Here is a 19634-nt window from a genome sequence, read left to right on the forward strand (position 1 = left end):
AGAATCCTTGCCGATACTGAGGCGAGACAGGTATTTCATCTTTCAACCTTTAGTTGCTGAAACGTGGGACAAAAGACAGCTGACTCCGCTTAAAACTGACAACCAAATACTCTCAAGTCGGGAGTGTTTGGTTATCAGCCTTAACGCTTGCCTTTTCTCCCACGCTCCAATTATTTGAGTGGCTAATCAGCTAAAGGATGGGGAATCAAATCGTAATCCACACTTTCCATGATCAACGTGGCGGTCTCTTCAATCGACTTGTTTGAAACATCGATGACTAAACAACCGATTTTTTTATAAAGTTTAGCAGCGTAATCGAGTTCTTCCGTAATTTTTTGGGTGTCGGAATAAGCGCTATCTGCGGGCAGCCCATAAGAGATCATCCGTTCCTGCCGAATTTTCCGTAAAATTTCTGGACGGTTGGTCAGGCCAAAGATGCGTTTGGGATCGACCTGCCACAATTCTTGTGGCAATTGGGTCTGGGGGGACAGCGGTAGGTTGGCAACGCGGAGATTCCGGTTGGCCAAGAACAAGGACAGGGGTGTTTTGGAGGTCCGTGAGACGCCCAAAATGACGATGTCAGCCTTTAGAAGGCCGGCGGGGTCCTTGCCATCATCGTAGGTCACAGCGAACTCCATGGCGGCGATGCGGTCGAAATACGTGTCGTTTAAATTGTGGACTAACCCGGGCACACCTTCGGGGTCTAATCCCGTAGCCGTGTGGAGGACAGCCATGGCCGGCTGGATGCAGTCGAACTGTTGTAATTGATTGGCAACCGAAAATTCGCGAACGTGTTGACTTAATTTTGCATTAACTAAAGTATGAAAAATCATGGCTCGTTGTTTCTTAGCCAGGTTTAGGATCCCTTCCAGGATGGAATCAGTTTGGATGAAGGGGAACCGTTGGTAGCTCGCCTTAACGCTAGGAAACTGGGAAACAGCAGTCTGGGCAACGGTTAACGCGGTCTCACCAGATGAATCAGATATGACGAAAATATTGATTTGCGGCATGTGGGCAACTCCTCTGACGTTTTCTTCTAGTTTAACCCGTAGACGAAAACGGTTCAAATTTTATTTGCTGGCATTATTGACGTACTTTGGGTGTTTATGTATAATAGTTAAGAACCGTTACGCCGGTGGACAAATTCCAACCGACGTTATTACTTGTGCTCGGAGGGAGGGAATTTTATATGGCAAAGACAGTCGTTCGCAAAAACGAGTCTTTTGACGACGCTCTTCGGCGCTTCAAACGTACGGTTTCCCGTAGCGGTACTTTACAAGAATACCGTAAACGTGAATTTTACGAAAAACCAAGTGTGAAGAAAAAGTTAAAATCAGAAGCTGCGCGTAAGCGTAAAGCTAAGAAGAAGCGTTTCTAAGCTCTTTTTGCAATTTAACTAAAGAAACTCAGGACATTTACGTGTCCTGAGTTTTTTTATACGTTTATTTTTCGTTGGTTAAGACGACTTTACCGATCATCCGGTTGGTCTCGACTAGAGCGTGGGCCGCCCGTAGATTGGCAGGATTGATGGGCGTGAAGGTCTTGGTCAACGTCGACTTCAGTTTGCCGGTATCCAGTAGCCCACGAACGCGTTCGAGAATATCGTGCTGGGTGATCATGTCCGGGGTTTCGAAGAAGGACTTGGTGTACATCCATTCCCAGGCGAAGGTCGCCCGCTTTTGTTTCAACGCGCGTAGGTCAATGGGGGTATCACTGCCGGTGACGGAAACAACGGTCCCACTTGGTGCGATTAACGAGACGATTTCGGCCCAATGTTGATTGAGATTGCTGAGCTCTAAAATGTAATCGACCGTGGGATAGCCAAGCGCTTGAACCTGGGGAACCAGGTCTTGGCGATGATTGACGACGGCATCCGCACCGTGGTCCTTTGTCCAAGCAATAGTCTCGGGTCGCGAAGCCGTGGCAATGACCGTCAAGCCGGCGAGGTGGGCCAGCTGAGTCGCCATGGAGCCGACACCACCAGCACCGTTGATGACAAGCAGGATCTTGCCAGCGTTAGCAGCGGGGGCATCAAATGACAGATGCATTTGCTCAAATAAGGCTTCCCAAGCCGTCAGTGAGGTTAGCGGGACCGCAGCGATTTCCGCGGCCGTTAATCTAGTCGGTGCGTGGCCGACGAGTCGCTCGTCGACTAGGTGATACTCGCTGTCCGTTCCCGGGCGTTTAAAGGAACCCGCGTAAAAGACCCGGTCGCCGGGGTGAAATAGCGTCACGGCTTCCCCAACGGTGTCCACGACGCCATAGGCATCCCAGCCAATTACCTTGGGTGTCGAGAGTGTCTGCACCGTACCCCGTCGTACACCGGTATCGACCGGATTGACTGAGGTCGCAATCACCTTGACGAGAATGTCGTGGCCGGTTGGCGTAGGCTTGGGTTCGAAAAATTCAATGAAGCTCTTTTCGTCTGCAATTGGTAAATTTTGAGTAAAGCCGATGGCCCGCATGTCGGTCATGGTAAGACTTCCTTTCTTGATTAGAGCGTAACCGATTCGGTCGAAAAAGACAATCATGGACTATTTGCTAGTCGCTAACCAGCTTGTTAGTCTGAGTTAAGAAGCGGATGGCTCGGAGATGAGGAGACACTGTTGACGAATCTTAGTACATGATGAACTTATAATTGAAGGGTGAGAGGGAGAATGTCTGTGATACGACAAATTTACGACTGTGCAGGAGGGATGTCTGGTTGAGAACCATGGCAGGCAGACTTTCTGACAACCGCAGTGCGGCCAATTTAGCCTAATCACAACCAACTTTACCTGACGACTGCGGAGATTAGGTGTAAACTAAATAGTAACCATGATTTTTTAGGAGGAAATGAAATGAGTTTAGAAACCCAACTCAACACTGATTTAAAGACGGCCATGAAGGCCCACGACAAGTTGTCATTGAACGTTATCCGGATGATGAAGGCGGCTTTGACCAACGAAAAGGTCAAGCAAGGCCATGATTTGACTCCTGACGAAGAATTGACGATCGTTTCTCGTGAATTGAAGCAACGTAAGGAATCCATGGAAGAATTTGCTAAGGGTAACCGTGATGACCTGGTTGAAGGCGTTAAGGCCGAAATCGCCATCGTTGAAAAGTATGCGCCTAAGCAAATGAGCGAAGACGACGTGGCTAAGATCGTCGCTGACAGCATTGCTAAGGTCTCCGCTAGCGGCATGGGGGACTTCGGTAAGGTCATGGGCGTTGTGATGCCTCAGGTTAAGGGCAAGGCCGATGGTGCCGTTGTCAACAAGACCGTTAAGGCTCAGTTGAGCAAATAAGCTGTCCTTTAGCGCACGCTTCGACAATATAAAATGAGAGACGCGAAAAGCCTGGGGGTGTCCCAGGCTTTTTTTGACCAGACAAGGAGAATACTAATGGCATTAACCTATCAAAAAGTGGCGACCCCGACGACCGAACAGCAACAGCTTCTGTTATTAGCAGACCCCAGTCAACGGCTGATTGCATCGTATTTACCGCACAGTGCGACTTATGTGGCCAGTGACCACAGCGGGTTGGCTGGTATCGTGGTGTTGTGTCCGCGGTCCAAACGAGTCGTCGAAATTATGAACATCGCCGTCGCCCCAGCAAAGCAACGGCACGGTTATGGCCGCCAACTCCTCGAGTTTTCCCGGCAGTGGGCGATCGAGCACGGTTACCGGACCGTACGCATCGCCACGGGGACGACCAGTCTGACCCAACTCTACTTGTACCAGCAAGCCGGCTTTCGTGTGGTGGCGGTCGACCCCGACTATTTCACGACCAACTATTCGCAGGTTATCATTGAAAATGGCCTGACGTTACGTGACCGACTCGTTTTGGAGTTGCCGATCACATTACCCGATTTACCTGCTGATTAAGCCGCAATTGTCAACTATCGGCAGAAAAAGGCGTCACTCACTGGCTTTTCGCGTCGAATCCTTTTACAATCCGCGGCAGTATGCTAAAATTTGACTATCAGTATACCTAAATAAAAATAAAGGAGCCACCGTATTTGACTGAAAACACAACGATTGAAAAAGAATATATCTTGGAACGACCAGAAGATGAAGTTGGTCTGCTGGGCGCGCAAGATCAATTTGTGACCATCCTCGAAGAGGGACAACAGGTGACCATCAAGCCTTTCGGCAATTCAATCAAAGTCTCTGGGGCCGCGGATGCGGTTGACCACACGTTGGCCATTTTACGGAACATGAGCGACTTACTTGCTAAGGGGATCAAACTGAACAGCGCCGACGTGATCAGTGCCATGAAGATGGCTGATAAGGGGACGTTGACGTACTTTAAGGACTTTTACACGGAGACCTTGATCAAGGACGCCAAGGGCCGCGCTGTGCGGGTCAAGAACTTTGGGCAACGCCAATACATTGATGCCATCAAGCACAACGACATTACCTTTGGTATCGGCCCGGCCGGTACGGGGAAAACGTACTTGGCCGTTGTCATGGCGGTTGCGGCGTTGAAACACGGGGATGTTGAAAAGTTGATCATTACCCGACCAGCCGTTGAAGCTGGGGAAAGTCTGGGGTTCTTGCCCGGGGACTTGAAGGAAAAGGTCGATCCTTACTTGCGACCGATCTATGACGCGTTGTACGCCATTCTAGGGGCGGAACACACGACCCGGTTGATGGACCGCGGCGTGATTGAAATTGCCCCGCTGGCCTACATGCGTGGCCGGACGTTGGAATCTGCCTTTGTCATTTTGGATGAAGCGCAAAACACAACGAACATGCAGATGAAGATGTTCCTGACGCGGCTGGGCTTTGGCTCAAAGATGATCGTTAACGGGGATATCTCGCAGATCGACTTGCCACACAACGCGAAGTCCGGGTTGATTCAGGCCCAACACATTTTGCAAAACGTTCAGCACATCAGCTTTGTGACCTTCAATTCTGATGACGTGGTCCGGCACCCAGTCGTGGCCAGCATCATCAATGCTTACGAAGCCAACGATACTACACCAAATGGAGCTAAAAAATAATGGATTTAGAGATTTACGATAAGACTAAAGATGGCGTGCCAGCGAAGCACGTTGACATGATCAAAGACGTTTTAGAATATGCCGGCAAGTACCTAAAGTTGGCCGAGAACACGGAAATGTCCGTCACCTTAATGAACAACGAAGATATTCACCAGATCAACAAGCAATATCGCGGAGTCGACCGGGCGACCGACGTCATCAGTTTTGCCATCGAAGACGATGAAGACGCTGACGATGACTTCCCATTGGTTATGGATGAAGAAATGGCGGCCGAGATTCCCGAAAACATCGGTGATATCTTCGTTTCCATGGATAAGGTTGAAGAACAAGCGGAATACTTGGGCCATTCCTACGAACGGGAATTAGGTTTTCTCGTGGTCCACGGCTTCCTGCATCTCAACGGCTATGACCACATGAAGCCTGAGGATGAAAAAGTCATGTTCAAACTTCAGGCCGACATTTTGGATGCCTATGGCCTTAAGCGATAAAGCAAAACAAACGGGGAAAAATCGCGCCTTTCGTCAGTCATTAGGTCACGCGTGGGATGGCCTGCGGGCGCTGTTTCGTTATGAACGTAATTTCCGTAAGCACTTGGTCGTAGGGACTTTGGCAGTCATTGCCGGGGCAATCCTGCGATTAACGTTAAATGAGTGGCTGTGGCTGGTGCTGGCCATATTCTTGGTGTTGATCGCCGAAACGTTGAATACCATCGTGGAAGCGGTCGTTGACCTTATCGTGGGCGAAACTTATCACGATTTAGCGAAGCGTGCCAAGGATATTGCGGCCGGTGGTGTCTTAATGGCGGCGATTTTTGCCGTAATCGTCGGGGCGTTGGTGATGTTGCCAGCCCTCGGCCGTTGGTTCTAGGAGGAAAAAATGGATAATCCAAATTATAAATCAGGGTTCGTGGCCATCGTTGGTCGTCCTAACGTGGGGAAATCAACGTTTTTAAACCGCGTGATCGGTCAAAAGATTGCCATCATGTCGGATACGGCACAGACGACCCGGAACAAGATTCAAGGCATTTACACGACGGATGAAGCACAGATCGTGTTCATTGACACCCCAGGGGTTCATAAGCCCAAGAGTAAGCTGGGCGACTACATGGTGCAGTCAGCGATGTCCGCACTAAACGAGGTCGACGCGGTCTTATTCATGATCAACGCGGCCGAAAAGCGCGGGGCCGGTGATAACTTTATCATTGACCGCTTGAAGGGGATCAAGGCACCGGTGTACCTGCTGATCAACAAGATCGACCAGGTCAAGCCAGATGACATGCTGCCAATCATGGAACAGTACAAGACGGCATTGCCATGGAAGGCCGTTTACCCAATTTCTGCGTTGGAGGGTAATAACGTCGACGAACTCCTTTCCGGGCTGATCGATGCGATGCCACATGGGCCACAGTACTATCCCGAAGACCAAGTGACCGATCATCCAGAACGATTCGTGGTCAGCGAGTTGATTCGGGAAAAAATCTTCATGTTGACGCGTGAGGAAGTGCCACATTCCGTTGCCGTCGAGATTGAAAGTATGAAGCAAAAGGACGAAGACCACGTCCACATCGAAGCGACAATCATTGTGGAACGGCCAACGCAAAAGGGAATCATGATCGGTAAGGGCGGTAGTATGCTCAAGAAGATCGGGACGATGGCTCGCCACGATATTGAACATTTGCTGGGGAGCAAGGTCTACCTGCAGTTGTGGGTCAAGGTCCAACCCAACTGGCGGGACAAGGCGACCTTGTTGAAGTCCTACGGGTATCGAAAAGACGATTTATAAACAACGGAAGGTGGGGATGAGCCGTGGCACGTAATGTGACTGATTTTCACGGCATCCTCCTTTTTCGGCGGGACTATGCCGAACGCGACTTTTTGATTAAATTTTTAACGGCGGAGTTCGGAAAAAAGATGTTTCTGGTGCGGGGTGCCAAGAAGCGCGGTTTTAAAATGGTGGCGGATATCTTGCCGTTTACCGTGGGAAGCTACGTGGGTGACATTGCGGATGATGGGTTGTCCTATATTCGTACGGCCAGAGAGACGACCCAATTTAAAAACATCAGCACCGATATTTTTAAAAATGCCTACGCGACGTACATCATGAGCCTGGTCGATCAGGCGTTTCCGGATAGTCAGCCGTTGCCAGATTGGTATCACCGGGTGCAGCGAGCGCTGACGTTGATCGATGATGGGGTCAATCCCGCCATCGTGACGAATATCATGGAGATTCAGCTGATGCCGGCTTTCGGGGTGGCCCCTCAGTTACAGGGGTGTGCTGTGTGCGGTCGAACGGATTTACCGTTTGATTATTCCGAGAGTTATGGGGGCCTGTTGTGCCAGCAGCATTGGCAGCTCGATCCCCGGCGGTTACATTTGAACCAACGGACGATTTATTATTTGCGGCAGTTCTCCGTGCTGGACTTGGACCGGTTACACACAATCAACGTCAAACCGCAGACGGAGCACGCGTTGCGCCAGCTGATGGATGAAATTTATACCAGCCAGATCGGTGTGCACCCGAAGAGCAAACGGTTCTTAGATCAGATGCAGTCTTGGTCGGCGCGACTGATGACACCACCAACGGGTGATTCGCCAGAAAAATAGGATTAACTGCTCACACGGCGACTGCCAGGGAGTTTTTGGTACTTTTGCGGGACGGACAGGCCACATAGTTTCGATTTCTAATCTTAGTAATTAAAGAAGCAGTTCAGATCTACTCGTTGAGAGTGGTCGGAACTGCTTTTTTTAGGGATGGCATAAATTGACTGTACAGCGACTCGGGGTGTTTTTACGGTAATTGTTGAAAATGCTATCATTTATGAGCAGTGTAAGCCGAGAGGTCGCCAGATATGGGCTCGGGCGCGTCGTTCTGCTTAGTTGGTGGCGGTTTCCCGCCGGCTTAGCAGAAGACCAACCTTGTAGACTCGTGTTTTTCGAGGCTTCAAGTTGTGTCCGCACCGTTCCAGCCCATATCTGGCGGCCGGTAAGGCGAAGAAACAATCAGTTTTGTTTTTTGATGTCGCCCCACCAATCAGGAAGGAGTGACCCAAGTGTGACCGTTTGTCTGGTAGCGTAGTCCGCCATGATTTGGGTGTTACGGTTGTTGGTTGAGAATTGGAGGAGCGTTTCGCGACAGACGCCGCAGGGCATGCCGGTGATACCGGTTGGCGGCGCGTCCCGAAAGGCAATGAGGCGCTTGACCTCAGTTTCACCGCTGGTCGTGTACATGTTAAGTAACGCGACCCGTTCGGCACAGAGATTGATGGTGCCGGAGAGGCCTTCGATGCAAAATCCCGTGTAGATTTCTCCAGACTTGCTTTGTAACGCGCAAACAACATTGTGGGCGTAGATGAAATCGTTGACTGCTTCCGGATGATAGAGCGGTTTTGCCGCTTGGTAGAGCTGTTCCCAAATATCCAAAAAGGTCACCTCCAAATAAAATTAAGGTTAAGTTTAGCACAAACCAATCGGTGTCGTAGAATAATTGGAGGATAAATGTTCAATTCATAAAATCAATACGAGAAGCAGTCCCTTGGTGGGTAGTTATGATTAAGGTAGGTTATTATCTTTCGGCGTGCTATTCTGGAGATACGATTTTCAGAAAATGACCGGCAAGAGTTTGCGGTCACTGGGGGAGAAAAATTTGGGGATTATTTGGCATCGTTTGAATCGCCGCAGTTTAGGCTAAAGTGAAGTTTGAAAGGAAAACAAAGAAACCTATGATACTGATTTGACCGAATAATTAGTCCACCCGTACTAGCTGTGGTAAACTAGTTTCATATCATTTTCTAATTGAAATCTTATTATTCTACAATGAATAGGAGCGACTACATATGAAATATCGGCAGCTAGGTCAATCGGGGGTAAAGGTTAGTGAATTAGCATTAGGCAGCTGGTTAACGGATGTCAGTGATGCCGCTAAACAGGAGTTGGCAGCACAGAGTGTCCAACTCGCCTATGAGAATGGCATCAATTATTTCGACTGTGCGGACGTTTATAGTGGGGGTGGTGCCGAACGGTTCCTGGGTAACGCCCTTCAGCAATTTCCGCGTAAGGAGTTGGTGGTCTCAAGCAAGGTCTACTTTCCGTCTGGCAAAGGGGTTAACGACCGCGGGCTTTCACGGAAGCATATCACCGAGTCCATCGATCAGTCGTTGACCAATCTCCAGACGGACTACTTGGACCTGTACTTCTGTCACCGGTTCGATACCCAGACACCCTTGGCGGAAACGCTAACGACTCTGAGTGGGCTGGTCGATCAGGGAAAGATTCTGTACTATGGGGTCAGTGAATGGACGCCGGTGCAGATTTTAAAGGCAGAGCTGATTATTCAGGAACGCGGTCTACACCCAATCACGGTAGTCCAACCGGAGTACAACATGTTCGACCGCTACATTGAACATGAACTGTTGGACTTGTGTGGCGAACTTGGTTTGGGTGTCGTGCCATTTTCACCGTTGGCCCAGGGCCTATTGACTGGGAAATACCGTCAGGGTCAGCCCGCACCGGCCGGGTCACGGGGAACCTTCCAACCGGACCTGCAGGCCCAATTGGTTCCAGAGAATCTCGCCAAGGTTGCAGAGTTAGCTAAGATGGCGGCAGAGTTGAATACGGACCTAGCGACCTTTGCATTGGCCTGGGATAAGCGTGATGTGCGTATTTCTAGCTTGATCATCGGGGCCAGCAAGCCGGAACAGTTGCAGAATAACTTAAAGGCCGTTGATTTAGAAATTCCGGCAGAATACGAAGCTCGAATTGATAAGCTGTTTGGATTTAAGAAGTTTTTCCGCGAAATTTAAAAAGTCAAAAAGAACGGGTCGGGGAGAAAAATCCCAGATCCGTTTTGTGCTCCGAACGTATGTGGTCGAAACGGGCGACAAAGGGCAGTTAGCTCCGCTTAACCCGCTGTCTCAATCTCGTTCTTTTTTAGGCGTTAGAAGGACCACTGAAGAACGGTCGTTGCAATCCACCAGGTGAGACCGCCACCGATAATTAAGCCGACGAGGGCACTCAACGTTAAAACTATGATCTGATGGGTCCGCGTTGGTTTGGCTTGGGGTGCGGGCTGGTGTTTGAGATAGGCGTTGATTTGGCGAAAAGTTTTGAGCTGAAGATGTTGGCTCAGGTAGATAAGATAACCGGCTAAGAACAAACCGGTCGTGGTCAACGCAGCAATTGCCATTACGGTCGGGATCATTGGTAGCCAACGGAGGCCAATGAACAGCCCATAAACTAAAATTAAACAAACAATAGTCGCAGTTACCAATAATTTTAAATGATATTTATTCGTCTGTGTTTGCATGGTCATCAAGTCCTCCTTAACGAGTTCATTAACAGTCACGTGGTAGAGATGGGCCAATAGAATCAGACTTTGAATGTCAGGATAAGTCCGACCATTTTCCCAATTTGAGATGGTCTGGCGCGAAAGAAATAAGCGTTCGGCCAAGTCAGCTTGGGTCCAATGTTGCTGCTTTCGGTGTGCAATGAGGGATGCCTGTAATTCTAAACGCTTCATGAAAAGATCTCACCTCCGATTGACTTTAGTATGTCATAAGTCGCGATGCTTGTCTGTCAAAAGTCTTTGACATTGCCGGTAAATCAGTATTTGTTAGCGGCTTTGACGAGAATTCAAGCGCCAACTACTCATGAAATCCAGCGCACCGTTTCCCCTAAATCCATTGACAACCCCACCCCAGACGACTATCATAAAACTCAGTTAAATAAGTCGATTATGATGAATGAAAAACGCAGTGGTTGTTCTCAGCGAGTCCGGGGTAGTGTTAGCCGGATAGCAAGTGCTGTGGGTTGGCACATTCGGAGTCGTTTCCAAGTAAGCTGCTAGTCAGTCCGTGACTAGAAGTAGGGTGGAACCGCGAAATTAAAACTTCGTCCCTACGTGAATTTGCCTCGGTGAATTCTCGTGGGGATTTTTTTGCGCTTATTTGTTTGAAATTTAAGGAGGAAACAGCACCCATGACAGAAAAACTGTCCATGCAAGCAATCATTTTAAAGTTACAACAGTACTGGTCCGCACAGGGCTGCATGCTGATGCAAGCTTACGATACTGAAAAAGGGGCCGGGACCATGAGTCCTTACACCTTTTTGCGGGCGATCGGGCCAGAACCTTGGAACGCCGCTTACGTTGAACCTTCTCGCCGACCAGCCGATGGTCGTTACGGGGAAAACCCTAACCGGTTATACCAACATCACCAGTTCCAAGTGGTCATGAAGCCTTCACCCGATAACATTCAGGAACTCTATCTGAACAGTTTGAAGGAACTCGGCATCAACCCACTCGAACACGATATTCGGTTCGTTGAAGACAACTGGGAAAACCCATCCATGGGTTGTGCCGGTGTTGGTTGGGAAGTTTGGCTGGACGGGATGGAAATCACCCAGTTCACCTACTTCCAAGTCGTTGGGGGGATGGAAGTTGATCCCGTCACTTCCGAAGTGACCTATGGGTTGGAACGGTTGGTGTCCTACGTTCAAGACGTCAACTCGGTCTTTGATCTGGAATGGGCCGATGGGGTCAAGTACGGTGACATCTTCAAGGAACCCGAATACGAACACTCCAAGTACAGTTTTGAAGAAAGTAACCAAGACATGTTACTGCGACACTTCGACGAATACGAAGCTGAAGCCAAGAAGCAGATCGCCAATGGTCTGGTTCACCCAGCCTACGACTACATCTTGAAGTGTAGCCATACCTTTAATCTGCTCGATGCGCGGGGCGCCGTTTCCGTGACTGAACGGGCCGGCTACCTGTCTCGCATCCGGAACATGGCACGGGCCGTGGCGCGGGCTTTCGTTGCTGAACGGAAGAAGCGTGGGTTCCCATTGATCAAGGATGACACCTTACGTGCAAAATTATTAGCAGACGATGAGGAGGCCAAAAAATAATGGCACACACATTTTTACTTGAAATTGGACTAGAAGAAATGCCAGCCCACGTGGTGACGCCAGCTATCAAGCAACTGGTCAAGCGCACGGCTGACTATTTAAAAGAACAACGGGTCGACTATGATGACATCAAGCCATTCTCAACGCCCCGGCGCTTAGCCATCCAAATCAGTGGCTTAGCCGACAAACAAGAGAACATTAGCGAGTCCGTCAAGGGTCCCGCTAAGAAGATCGCCCAAGATGCCGACGGTAACTGGACCAAGGCCGCTATTGGGTTTACCCGGGGCCAAGGCCTGACACCAGATGACATTACCTTTAAGGAGATTAAGGGGACCGAATACGTTTACGTCGATAAGTTTATTGCCGGCGAACCCGTTGCCGCCGTCCTGGCTGGCTTAAAGGACGTTATCACGGCGATGACCTTCCCAACCATGATGAAATGGAGCACGCATCACTTCGAATACATCCGGCCAATTCGTTGGATCGTGGCGTTGTTAGATGCCGACGTGATTCCATTTAGCATCCTGGACGTCACGACTGGCCGCAACACGCGTGGTCACCGTTTCTTAGGCTCCGACATCGATATTGCCACGGCGGCCGACTATGAAGCCGACTTGACCGCTCAATTCGTGATTGCCGATGCCGACAAGCGCAAGGCCTTGATTAAACAACAGATTGAAAAAATTGCTGCCGACCACAGCTGGACGGTCAACATCGACGCCGGCTTGCTGGAAGAAGTCAATAACCTGGTTGAATGGCCAACTGCCTTTGAGGGTAGCTTTGACGAGAAATACCTGACCATCCCCGAAGAGGTTCTGATCACCTCCATGCGGGACCACCAACGGTTCTTCTACGCACGGGATGCTAGCGGTAAGCTCTTGCCTAACTTCATCTCCGTTCGTAACGGAAACGACCATGACCTCCAAAACGTGGTTGCCGGGAACGAGAAAGTCCTGACGGCGCGGTTGGAAGACGCCATGTTCTTCTACACGGAAGACCAAAAGAAGACCATCGCCGACTACGTGGAACGGCTCAAGTCCGTTAGTTTCCACGATAAGATCAGTACGATGGCCGAAAAGATGGACCGCGTTAAGGCCATCGTGAGCGTCTTGGCTAAGCATTTTGACTTGAACGATGCCCAAACCAAGGCTGCTTTACGGGCCAGCGAAATCTACAAGTTTGACCTGGTTACCGGGATGGTCGGTGAATTCGCCGAACTTCAAGGGGTCATGGGTGAAAAGTACGCCTTGCTTCAGGGTGAAGACCCAGCCGTTGCCCAAGCCGTTCGCGAACACTACGAACCAATCTCGGCCGATGGTGCCTTACCAGAATCCGTCCCGGGTGCGGTCTTGGCCTTGGCTGACAAATTTGATAGCATCTTGACGTTCTTCGCTGCTGGGATGATTCCTAGTGGGTCCAATGACCCTTACGCTTTGCGGCGCCAGGCAACCGGGATCGTGCGGATCGCGCGTGATCAGAAATGGTCCTTGCCAGTCGCTGAATTAGCCAGTGACTTTATCGCCGCTGAAGGGGCTGCTAGCGTGGCACCAGACCTTGACCAAACTAGCCAGATCGACGCGATGGTGACCTTCATCAAGGATCGGATCCGGAAAATCTTGCGTTCTGCTAAGCAACGGCATGACATCATCGATGCCGTGACCGCTGGTTCAAGCAGTGACGTCTTGCAGATCTTCACGGCCGCAGATATCTTGGCGAACCATGCTGCTGACGACAACTTCAAGGCTGTCATTGAATCCTTGACCCGGGTGATCCGCTTAGCCCAGAAGGCCCCAGCCAAATTGGCAACGGCCACGGTGGATGCTAAGCTGTTTGAAAATGACAGTGAAGGCGAATTGGACAAGGGTGTTGCGACAGTCGTTGCCGCCGCTGACAAGGGCTTAGACGCACTGTACGCTAGCCTGGCTGACATTCAACCAACGATTGCGGCTTACTTTGAAGCCACGATGGTCATGGACAAGAATGATGCCGTTCGGAATAACCGGTTAACTGAATTGAGTCACTTGGCCACCTTAGCGTTGACGTTGGGTGACTTGGACCAATTGATCGTTAAATAGGTCGGTTGTAACTAGTAATGATATGAAGGAATCGCTCTGCGGAGTGGTTCCTTTTTTGATGAGCGGGGATGCTTTGGTCGAAGAGCATTAGGGTGATCGCTGTCATTTTGGCTAGCGGGAATTAGGCAGCTTAACTGCTCAGGGGGCTTTAGTTGTTGCGCTGGCTGGATACTGATACCATAGGAAGAAAATTCTGAGGAGGCGATGGTCGGCATGCTACTCATGACGTTTACACCGCAACGGCTTCGATTTCTTCAAGCATTAGGCTGGTTTTTACTCGTATTAGCATGGGTCGCGCAAATCTTAGGACTCTCGTGGCGTGCGCTGCAACCGGTGCGATCATTGCGGCTACTGATTATTTTTACGGGACTTGCTTTATTATTGCTCGTCATAACGATATTATTGAAACAGAAGAGTTGGCGGCAACGACAGGCATTTTTGCTGGACTTAAATCTCATGTTTAATTTGCTCACTGGCATTCTGTTAGTCTTCCCCCAGGCATTGGGAGCAACCGCGCTGGTTGGTCCAGTTGGTCGGGGTGGGCTGATCTGCTTTGGGTTGACCTTGCCAGTTGCCTATTGGCCACCGGACGGGGTGCATGTGCCACCAGTCTTAAGGGAAAACTATCCGCTCATTCAGCGGGGGTTAGTCGCGGGTGCCAGAATTTTACTGATTACCAGTCTCGTGCTCCTCTTGTTAGGCGGCGCTTACTAGCGAGGTATAAAAGTTGACACCGGCCGTAATAGGAGTAATATGTATAGTGTATTTTTGCGCACGAATTCCAATTAAAGAGTCGCACTTTTCGGGTTTCCGGGGTGCGACTTTTCAAGGCTACGGGCGCGCAGGTGAGGGAGTGATGGCTTGGCAAAGATACCCGAAGAAGTGATTGAAACTGTTCGGACGGCAACTAACATTGCGGATGTGGTTGGTCAGTACGTACAACTCAAGAAATCCGGGAAAAACCTGTTTGGCCTATGTCCATTCCATGAGGAAAAGACCCCGTCATTTTCCGTGACGGAAGACAAGCAGATTTTCCATTGCTTCAGTTGTGGTCGTGGGGGGAACGTGTTCAAATTCCTAATGGAACTCGAACACATCAGCTTTCCCGAGGCCGTGGTGAAGGTGGCTGACTTTAGCCACGTCGATCTGGCCAGTGAATACCGACAGGATGCTGCGGCACCGGCCGTGGACTCCAAGACGGGGCAGCTGATTGCCTTACACGAACAAGCAGCGAAGCTTTATCATCACATTTTAGTCAACACCGAGGTGGGGCAGCCCGCTTTGGATTACCTGCATGACCGGGGACTCACTGACGACACGATTGAGACTTACCAGTTGGGGTTCGCACCGAGTCAGCGGCTGTTGAAGCCATTTTTCGACCAGCGCCAGAGCGATTACCAACTGTTACGCCAGTCGGGATTGTTCATTGAAAATGCGGACGGGGAGCTACGTGATCGGTTTACCGAACGGGTCATGTTTCCCCTACGCAATGCCAGTGGACACGTGGCGGCGTTCTCTGGGCGACTGTTGAAGAAAGCAGACGACCAACCGAAGTACCTGAATAGTCCGGAAACGGCGCTATTCACCAAGAGTCGGTTGTTGTTTAACTTCGATCTCGCTCGGCCCGCGATTCGACAAGCCGGTGAGGTGACGTTGTTTGAAGGGTACATGGACGTGATTTCGGCCACCCAAGCAGGGGTGTTGAACGGCATCGCTTCCATGGGGACCAGCCTGACGACCGAGCAAATTTATGCGATCGAACGCACGACGGATAAGCTCAACGTGTGTTACGATGGTGATGAGCCCGGTCAACGCGCTATCGAGCGGGCCTTGTCATTATTGGGTCAACATAGCCACCTGCAACTCAGTGTCATTCAGTTGCCGGAGGGGCAAGATCCCGATGAATACCGCAAGGCCCATGGCAACGACGCCTTCAAGCAAATGCTGACGACGGCGAAGGAAACCCCGATTCGGTTCCAACTGCGGTATTTGCGGCGTAACCGGGCGTTGGATACGGATAGTGAGCGGCTGGACTACTTAAATCAAGCCATGCCACTACTCGCCCAGGTCCAGGAACCCGTGGAACTCGACATGTATCTCAATCAGTTGGCCACGGAGTTTCAGCTCGATAAGGACGCGTTGACGGCACAGTTGAAACAGGTGCAGCGTGATACGGCGGCGCAACAGGAACGGCAACGACCGCGTCAACAGCAGGCCGCACCAATTCCCGCCGCTCACCCAGCGGTCACCGTGCATCAACAACAGCGACCCCTTACCCGTTTGGAACGGGCAGAACAGGGCCTGCTTTATCGGTTGTTGCACGACCGCAACGTCTGGGCACAAGTCACGGCCATGCCGGACTTTAGTTTTGTTCACGACGATTATCAAATTATTTATACCTTGGCCCAGGGTTATTTCCAAACGCATCAAACGTATGTGACGGCCCAGTTCACGGACTTTATTCAAGAAGACCGGTTACAGCAGCTCGTCATTACGTTAGAGACCAAGTCTTACGCGGCGGTTACCCCGCGGGAGATCGATGACTATTTAGCAGTCATTATGGATGAAGCCCCAATCGAGGAACAACTCCGGTTAAAGAAAAATCAATTAACGGAAGCTTCCCGGTTGGGGGACGCCGAGCAGCAGCGGCAACTCGTCGTTGAGATCGTTCAACTAGAACGTCAGCGACAAGCGAACAAGCAAGTTTAATAGGGGGTATTTTAATGGCAAAAAAGACCACAGATCAACCAATGTTTGACCAAAAAGCATACAACAAGACGGTGCGTGCCTTAATCAAGGATAACAAAAAGGCCGGCAGCATCACCTATGATGACCTGTCTGATAAGGTTGCGACCCCTTACACGTTGGATGCCAAGCAAATGGATAAGTTACTCGAAACGATTTCCGATGCCGGAATCAGCGTGGTTGATGCTAAGGGTGAGCCAGACCCACGGGCCGTTAAAGCCCAAAAGGCCGTTTCGAAGAAGGAATTAAAGGACGCTTCGACCACGACTGGTGTGAAGATCAATGACCCGGTCCGGATGTACTTGAAGGAAATTGGGCGGGTCAACCTGTTAACGGCGGACGAAGAAGTTGCCTTAGCCTTACGAATCGAAAACGGTGAAGAAGAAGCTAAGCAAGAATTAGCCGAAGCCAACTTACGGTTGGTTGTTTCCATTGCTAAGCGTTACGTGGGTCGGGGGATGCAATTCCTGGACCTGATCCAAGAAGGGAACATGGGGCTGATGAAAGCCGTCGAAAAGTTCGACTACCGGAAAGGGTTCAAGTTCTCCACGTACGCTACTTGGTGGATTCGGCAAGCCATCACACGGGCAATCGCTGACCAAGCACGGACGATTCGAATTCCGGTGCACATGGTTGAAACCATTAACAAATTGATCCGGATTCAACGGCAACTCCTCCAAGACTTAGGGCGGGAACCAACGCCTGAAGAAATTGGGGCCGAAATGGACATGCCAACGGAAAAGGTTCGTGAGATCTTGAAGATCGCGCAAGAACCAGTTTCTTTGGAAACGCCAATTGGTGAAGAGGACGACTCGCACTTGGGTGACTTCATTGAAGACCAAGACGCTACGAGCCCTGCCGATCACGCTGCTTACGAATTACTGAAGGAACAGTTGGAAAGTGTCTTGGACACCCTGACTGATCGTGAAGAAAACGTTCTGCGGTTACGGTTTGGTTTGGATGATGGCCGGACGCGGACTTTGGAAGAAGTCGGCAAGGTCTTCGGTGTGACCCGTGAACGGATTCGGCAAATCGAAGCCAAGGCGCTGCGCAAGTTACGCCACCCATCACGGAGCAAGCAATTAAAAGACTTCTTGGAATAGAACTTAAAAAATTTGGTCTGGGACTTTTGTCTCAGGCCAATTTTTTGTTATCAGTGGGGAACGCAGAAGGAGCGGTGTCTTTGCCAATTGTTATGAACAATCGGTCACGCTGGAAGTCGTGCAAACTATGCCAACGGTTACCGATTCTATATATGGCGTAACCGTTTACATAGAAAAACAGTCGATGCGGCTCTGATTTATTGGGTTAAAAGTCTTGAAATGCTAGGTAAAGGGGATATAATGTATCACGTTTAATAATTAGGGCTTTTCAATACTTTTAGCTTAAAGGAGATGTCGCATGAAAACAAAACCTAGCCTAGAACAGGCGCTGTGTATCGTTGCTTTACTTGGTATTCAAGACCGGGATGTTCCTCTGCATGGCCGCTTAGTTGCGGAGCATTTGGGAATTTCAACGAGTTACCTGAAAAAGATCGTCCAAAAATTAGCTAGTGCTAAGATCGTTAAGACCGTTTCCGGTCGCGATGGGGGGATCGTCTTGACAAAGGACCCCAATCAAATCACGTTACTCGATGTCTTCGATGCCATCGAAGGGACCGTACCGTTCGTCAAGAATACAGGGCTTGTCAAAAAGATCTTCGGCTTCGACCAAAAGCCAAAATTCATGAAGATGTATGATCTGCCTGACCTGAAGGATCAACAGCCGATTGCCAACGCGCTGGCCGTCTTCGGCGATGCGGAACAACGCTATCGTCAGGAATTAGCCACCCTCTCGATCGGTCAGATTTCACCAATTTCAGCGGGCCAACCACTCCAACTCGATTGGACCGAATGGATCAAGCAACACTCAGCAGAATAGAAAATTCAAGAAATAAACGAAGATAGTGTGAATTGGCCGCACTGCCGCGTTCAGCGATGCTGTCGCTGCAGATTGAAAGTGCGCCGGTTTTCAAGTAAGCAAAGTAACCGAGGGAGGTTTCACCGTGCGTTGGATGAATAAGCATTATATTTGGAACGTTTTAGGATGGTTAGTGATCGTCATGCTAGCCGTCCTAACGATTCCTAACATGAGTAAATTGGTGGCTGATAAGGGGCAGATCACCGTGCCTAGCAGCTATCAAAGTACGCGAGCAACCAACATGCAGAAACAGTGGGGTCGTTCGCAACGGGGCACGACCGCGGTCGTCGTTGTTTTTAACAACGGCGATTCGGCGTTGACCGCGAGTCAAAATACACAGATCGACAAAACCATTAACCGAATCAAAAATCATGAGGATCAATATGAAATTCGGTCAATGACGGCGGCCAGCGATAGTTCCACGGCCGCTTCCCAACTGATTTCAAAGGACAAGAGCACCCAGCTACTCCAGTTGAACGTGCATAAGAGTTCCAGTCATTCCGTCTCGTCGATTCGCTCGCAGATTACGACGCTAGCGAAGACCAGCGGCGTGAAGACCTACGTGACCGGGGCCGATGTCTTGAACCAAGACTTCTCGGACGCCACCCAAGCTGGGGTCCAGAAGACCGAGATCATTGCGGCCATCTTCATTTTCTTAGTGCTCTGGTTGGTCTTCCGGTCGCCAGTGACCCCACTCTTCTCACTGTTGACCGTTGGGGTTTCCGTCATCACTTCGATTTCCGTGGTGGCCAACCTGGTTGATCGCTTCAACTTTCCATTTTCCAACTTTACTCAAGTCTTCATCGTGATCGTCCTATTTGGGATTGGGACCGACTATAACATTTTGCTCTATAACGAGTTTCGTGAGCGCCTTGCTCGGGGAAAAGATCGGTACACGGCGACTAAAGAAGCCATTAAAATTGGGGGGGGCGGACGGTCCTTTACTCCGGCCTATCCGTTTTAATC

At 50.1% G+C, this 19634-nt stretch carries 20 protein-coding genes; 16 read left to right on the forward strand and 4 right to left on the reverse strand.

All coding sequences use genetic code 11. The features are described 5' to 3' along the window. Positions 1-182: 182 nt before the first annotated feature. Complete coding sequence (locus FC99_RS13045; RefSeq protein ID WP_048735964.1) at positions 183-1010, reverse strand: pyruvate, water dikinase regulatory protein; 828 nt, start codon at positions 1008-1010, stop codon at positions 183-185. A 179-nt stretch (positions 1011-1189) separates the two neighbouring features. Between FC99_RS13045 and rpsU the strand changes: the two genes are divergently transcribed. Beyond that, on the forward strand, positions 1190-1378 hold the full coding sequence (gene rpsU / locus FC99_RS13050; RefSeq protein ID WP_011667518.1) for a 30S ribosomal protein S21: 189 nt from the start codon (positions 1190-1192) through the stop codon (positions 1376-1378). A gap of 64 nt (positions 1379-1442) precedes the next feature. Here rpsU and FC99_RS13055 read toward each other — a convergent pair whose 3' ends face one another. Then, the gene (locus tag FC99_RS13055) at positions 1443-2465 is read right to left on the reverse strand and encodes a zinc-binding alcohol dehydrogenase family protein (protein WP_048736431.1); all 1023 of its coding nucleotides are present in this window, start codon (positions 2463-2465) and stop codon (positions 1443-1445) included. 375 nt (positions 2466-2840) lie between these two features. On the opposite strand from FC99_RS13055, the gene FC99_RS13060 reads away from it, so the two are divergent. The 7 genes from FC99_RS13060 (at position 2841) to recO (ending at position 7590) form a co-directional block, all read left to right on the forward strand. Next, a complete protein-coding gene (locus FC99_RS13060; RefSeq protein WP_048735965.1) occupies positions 2841-3287 on the forward strand; it encodes a GatB/YqeY domain-containing protein in 447 nt (148 codons plus the stop codon). A gap of 96 nt (positions 3288-3383) precedes the next feature. After that, positions 3384-3866, forward strand: a complete 483-nt coding sequence (locus tag FC99_RS13065; protein WP_048735966.1) for a GNAT family N-acetyltransferase — start codon at positions 3384-3386, stop codon at positions 3864-3866. Between the two features lie 134 nt (positions 3867-4000). Beyond that, positions 4001-4987: a PhoH family protein gene (locus FC99_RS13070; protein ID WP_048735967.1), complete on the forward strand. Its 987-nt coding sequence runs from the start codon at positions 4001-4003 to the stop codon at positions 4985-4987. Next, entirely contained in the window at positions 4987-5475 is a 489-nt protein-coding gene (gene ybeY / locus FC99_RS13075; protein ID WP_048735968.1) for an rRNA maturation RNase YbeY, read from the forward strand. Before FC99_RS13070 ends, ybeY begins: the two co-directional genes overlap by 1 nt. After that, positions 5453-5854 carry a diacylglycerol kinase family protein gene (locus FC99_RS13080; protein ID WP_048735969.1) on the forward strand — a complete coding sequence of 134 codons (402 nt, stop codon included), beginning with the start codon at positions 5453-5455 and terminating at the stop codon, positions 5852-5854. Before ybeY ends, FC99_RS13080 begins: the two co-directional genes overlap by 23 nt. Positions 5855-5863: 9 nt before the next feature. After that, positions 5864-6769, forward strand: a complete 906-nt coding sequence (gene era, locus FC99_RS13085) for a GTPase Era (protein WP_048735970.1) — start codon at positions 5864-5866, stop codon at positions 6767-6769. A 23-nt stretch (positions 6770-6792) separates the two neighbouring features. Continuing rightward, positions 6793-7590: a DNA repair protein RecO gene (gene recO / locus FC99_RS13090; protein ID WP_048735971.1), complete on the forward strand. Its 798-nt coding sequence runs from the start codon at positions 6793-6795 to the stop codon at positions 7588-7590. 396 nt (positions 7591-7986) lie between these two features. On the opposite strand, the gene FC99_RS13095 is transcribed toward recO, so the two are convergent. Continuing rightward, positions 7987-8406 carry a cytidine deaminase family protein gene (locus FC99_RS13095; protein WP_048735972.1) on the reverse strand — a complete coding sequence of 140 codons (420 nt, stop codon included), beginning with the start codon at positions 8404-8406 and terminating at the stop codon, positions 7987-7989. 413 nt (positions 8407-8819) lie between these two features. Between FC99_RS13095 and FC99_RS13100 the strand changes: the two genes are divergently transcribed. Then, positions 8820-9785 carry an aldo/keto reductase family protein gene (locus FC99_RS13100; RefSeq protein WP_048735973.1) on the forward strand — a complete coding sequence of 322 codons (966 nt, stop codon included), beginning with the start codon at positions 8820-8822 and terminating at the stop codon, positions 9783-9785. A 134-nt stretch (positions 9786-9919) separates the two neighbouring features. On the opposite strand, the gene FC99_RS13105 is transcribed toward FC99_RS13100, so the two are convergent. Further along, positions 9920-10501: a helix-turn-helix transcriptional regulator gene (locus FC99_RS13105; RefSeq protein ID WP_048735974.1), complete on the reverse strand. Its 582-nt coding sequence runs from the start codon at positions 10499-10501 to the stop codon at positions 9920-9922. 458 nt (positions 10502-10959) lie between these two features. On the opposite strand from FC99_RS13105, the gene glyQ reads away from it, so the two are divergent. From glyQ to FC99_RS14315, 7 genes are all read left to right on the forward strand, one after another. Beyond that, complete coding sequence (gene glyQ, locus FC99_RS13110) at positions 10960-11889, forward strand: glycine--tRNA ligase subunit alpha (RefSeq protein ID WP_048735975.1); 930 nt, start codon at positions 10960-10962, stop codon at positions 11887-11889. Further along, positions 11889-13964, forward strand: coding sequence for a glycine--tRNA ligase subunit beta (gene glyS, locus FC99_RS13115; RefSeq protein WP_048735976.1), 2076 nt, complete (start codon positions 11889-11891; stop codon positions 13962-13964). The genes glyQ and glyS overlap by 1 nt, the downstream gene beginning before the upstream one ends. Positions 13965-14177: 213 nt before the next feature. Further along, on the forward strand, positions 14178-14678 hold the full coding sequence (locus tag FC99_RS13120; protein WP_048735977.1) for a hypothetical protein: 501 nt from the start codon (positions 14178-14180) through the stop codon (positions 14676-14678). Between the two features lie 147 nt (positions 14679-14825). Then, a complete protein-coding gene (gene dnaG / locus FC99_RS13125; RefSeq protein WP_048735978.1) occupies positions 14826-16673 on the forward strand; it encodes a DNA primase in 1848 nt (615 codons plus the stop codon). Between the two features lie 8 nt (positions 16674-16681). After that, positions 16682-17812: an RNA polymerase sigma factor RpoD gene (rpoD, locus tag FC99_RS13130; protein ID WP_404820141.1), complete on the forward strand. Its 1131-nt coding sequence runs from the start codon at positions 16682-16684 to the stop codon at positions 17810-17812. 298 nt (positions 17813-18110) lie between these two features. Next, a complete protein-coding gene (locus FC99_RS13135; protein WP_048735980.1) occupies positions 18111-18629 on the forward strand; it encodes an RrF2 family transcriptional regulator in 519 nt (172 codons plus the stop codon). Positions 18630-18762: 133 nt separating this feature from the next. Then, a complete protein-coding gene (locus tag FC99_RS14315; RefSeq protein ID WP_268872122.1) occupies positions 18763-19632 on the forward strand; it encodes an MMPL family transporter in 870 nt (289 codons plus the stop codon). The last annotated feature ends 2 nt before the right edge of the window (positions 19633-19634 follow it).

The organism is Levilactobacillus koreensis JCM 16448, from assembly GCF_001435525.1.
Lineage (GTDB): Bacteria > Bacillota > Bacilli > Lactobacillales > Lactobacillaceae > Levilactobacillus > Levilactobacillus koreensis.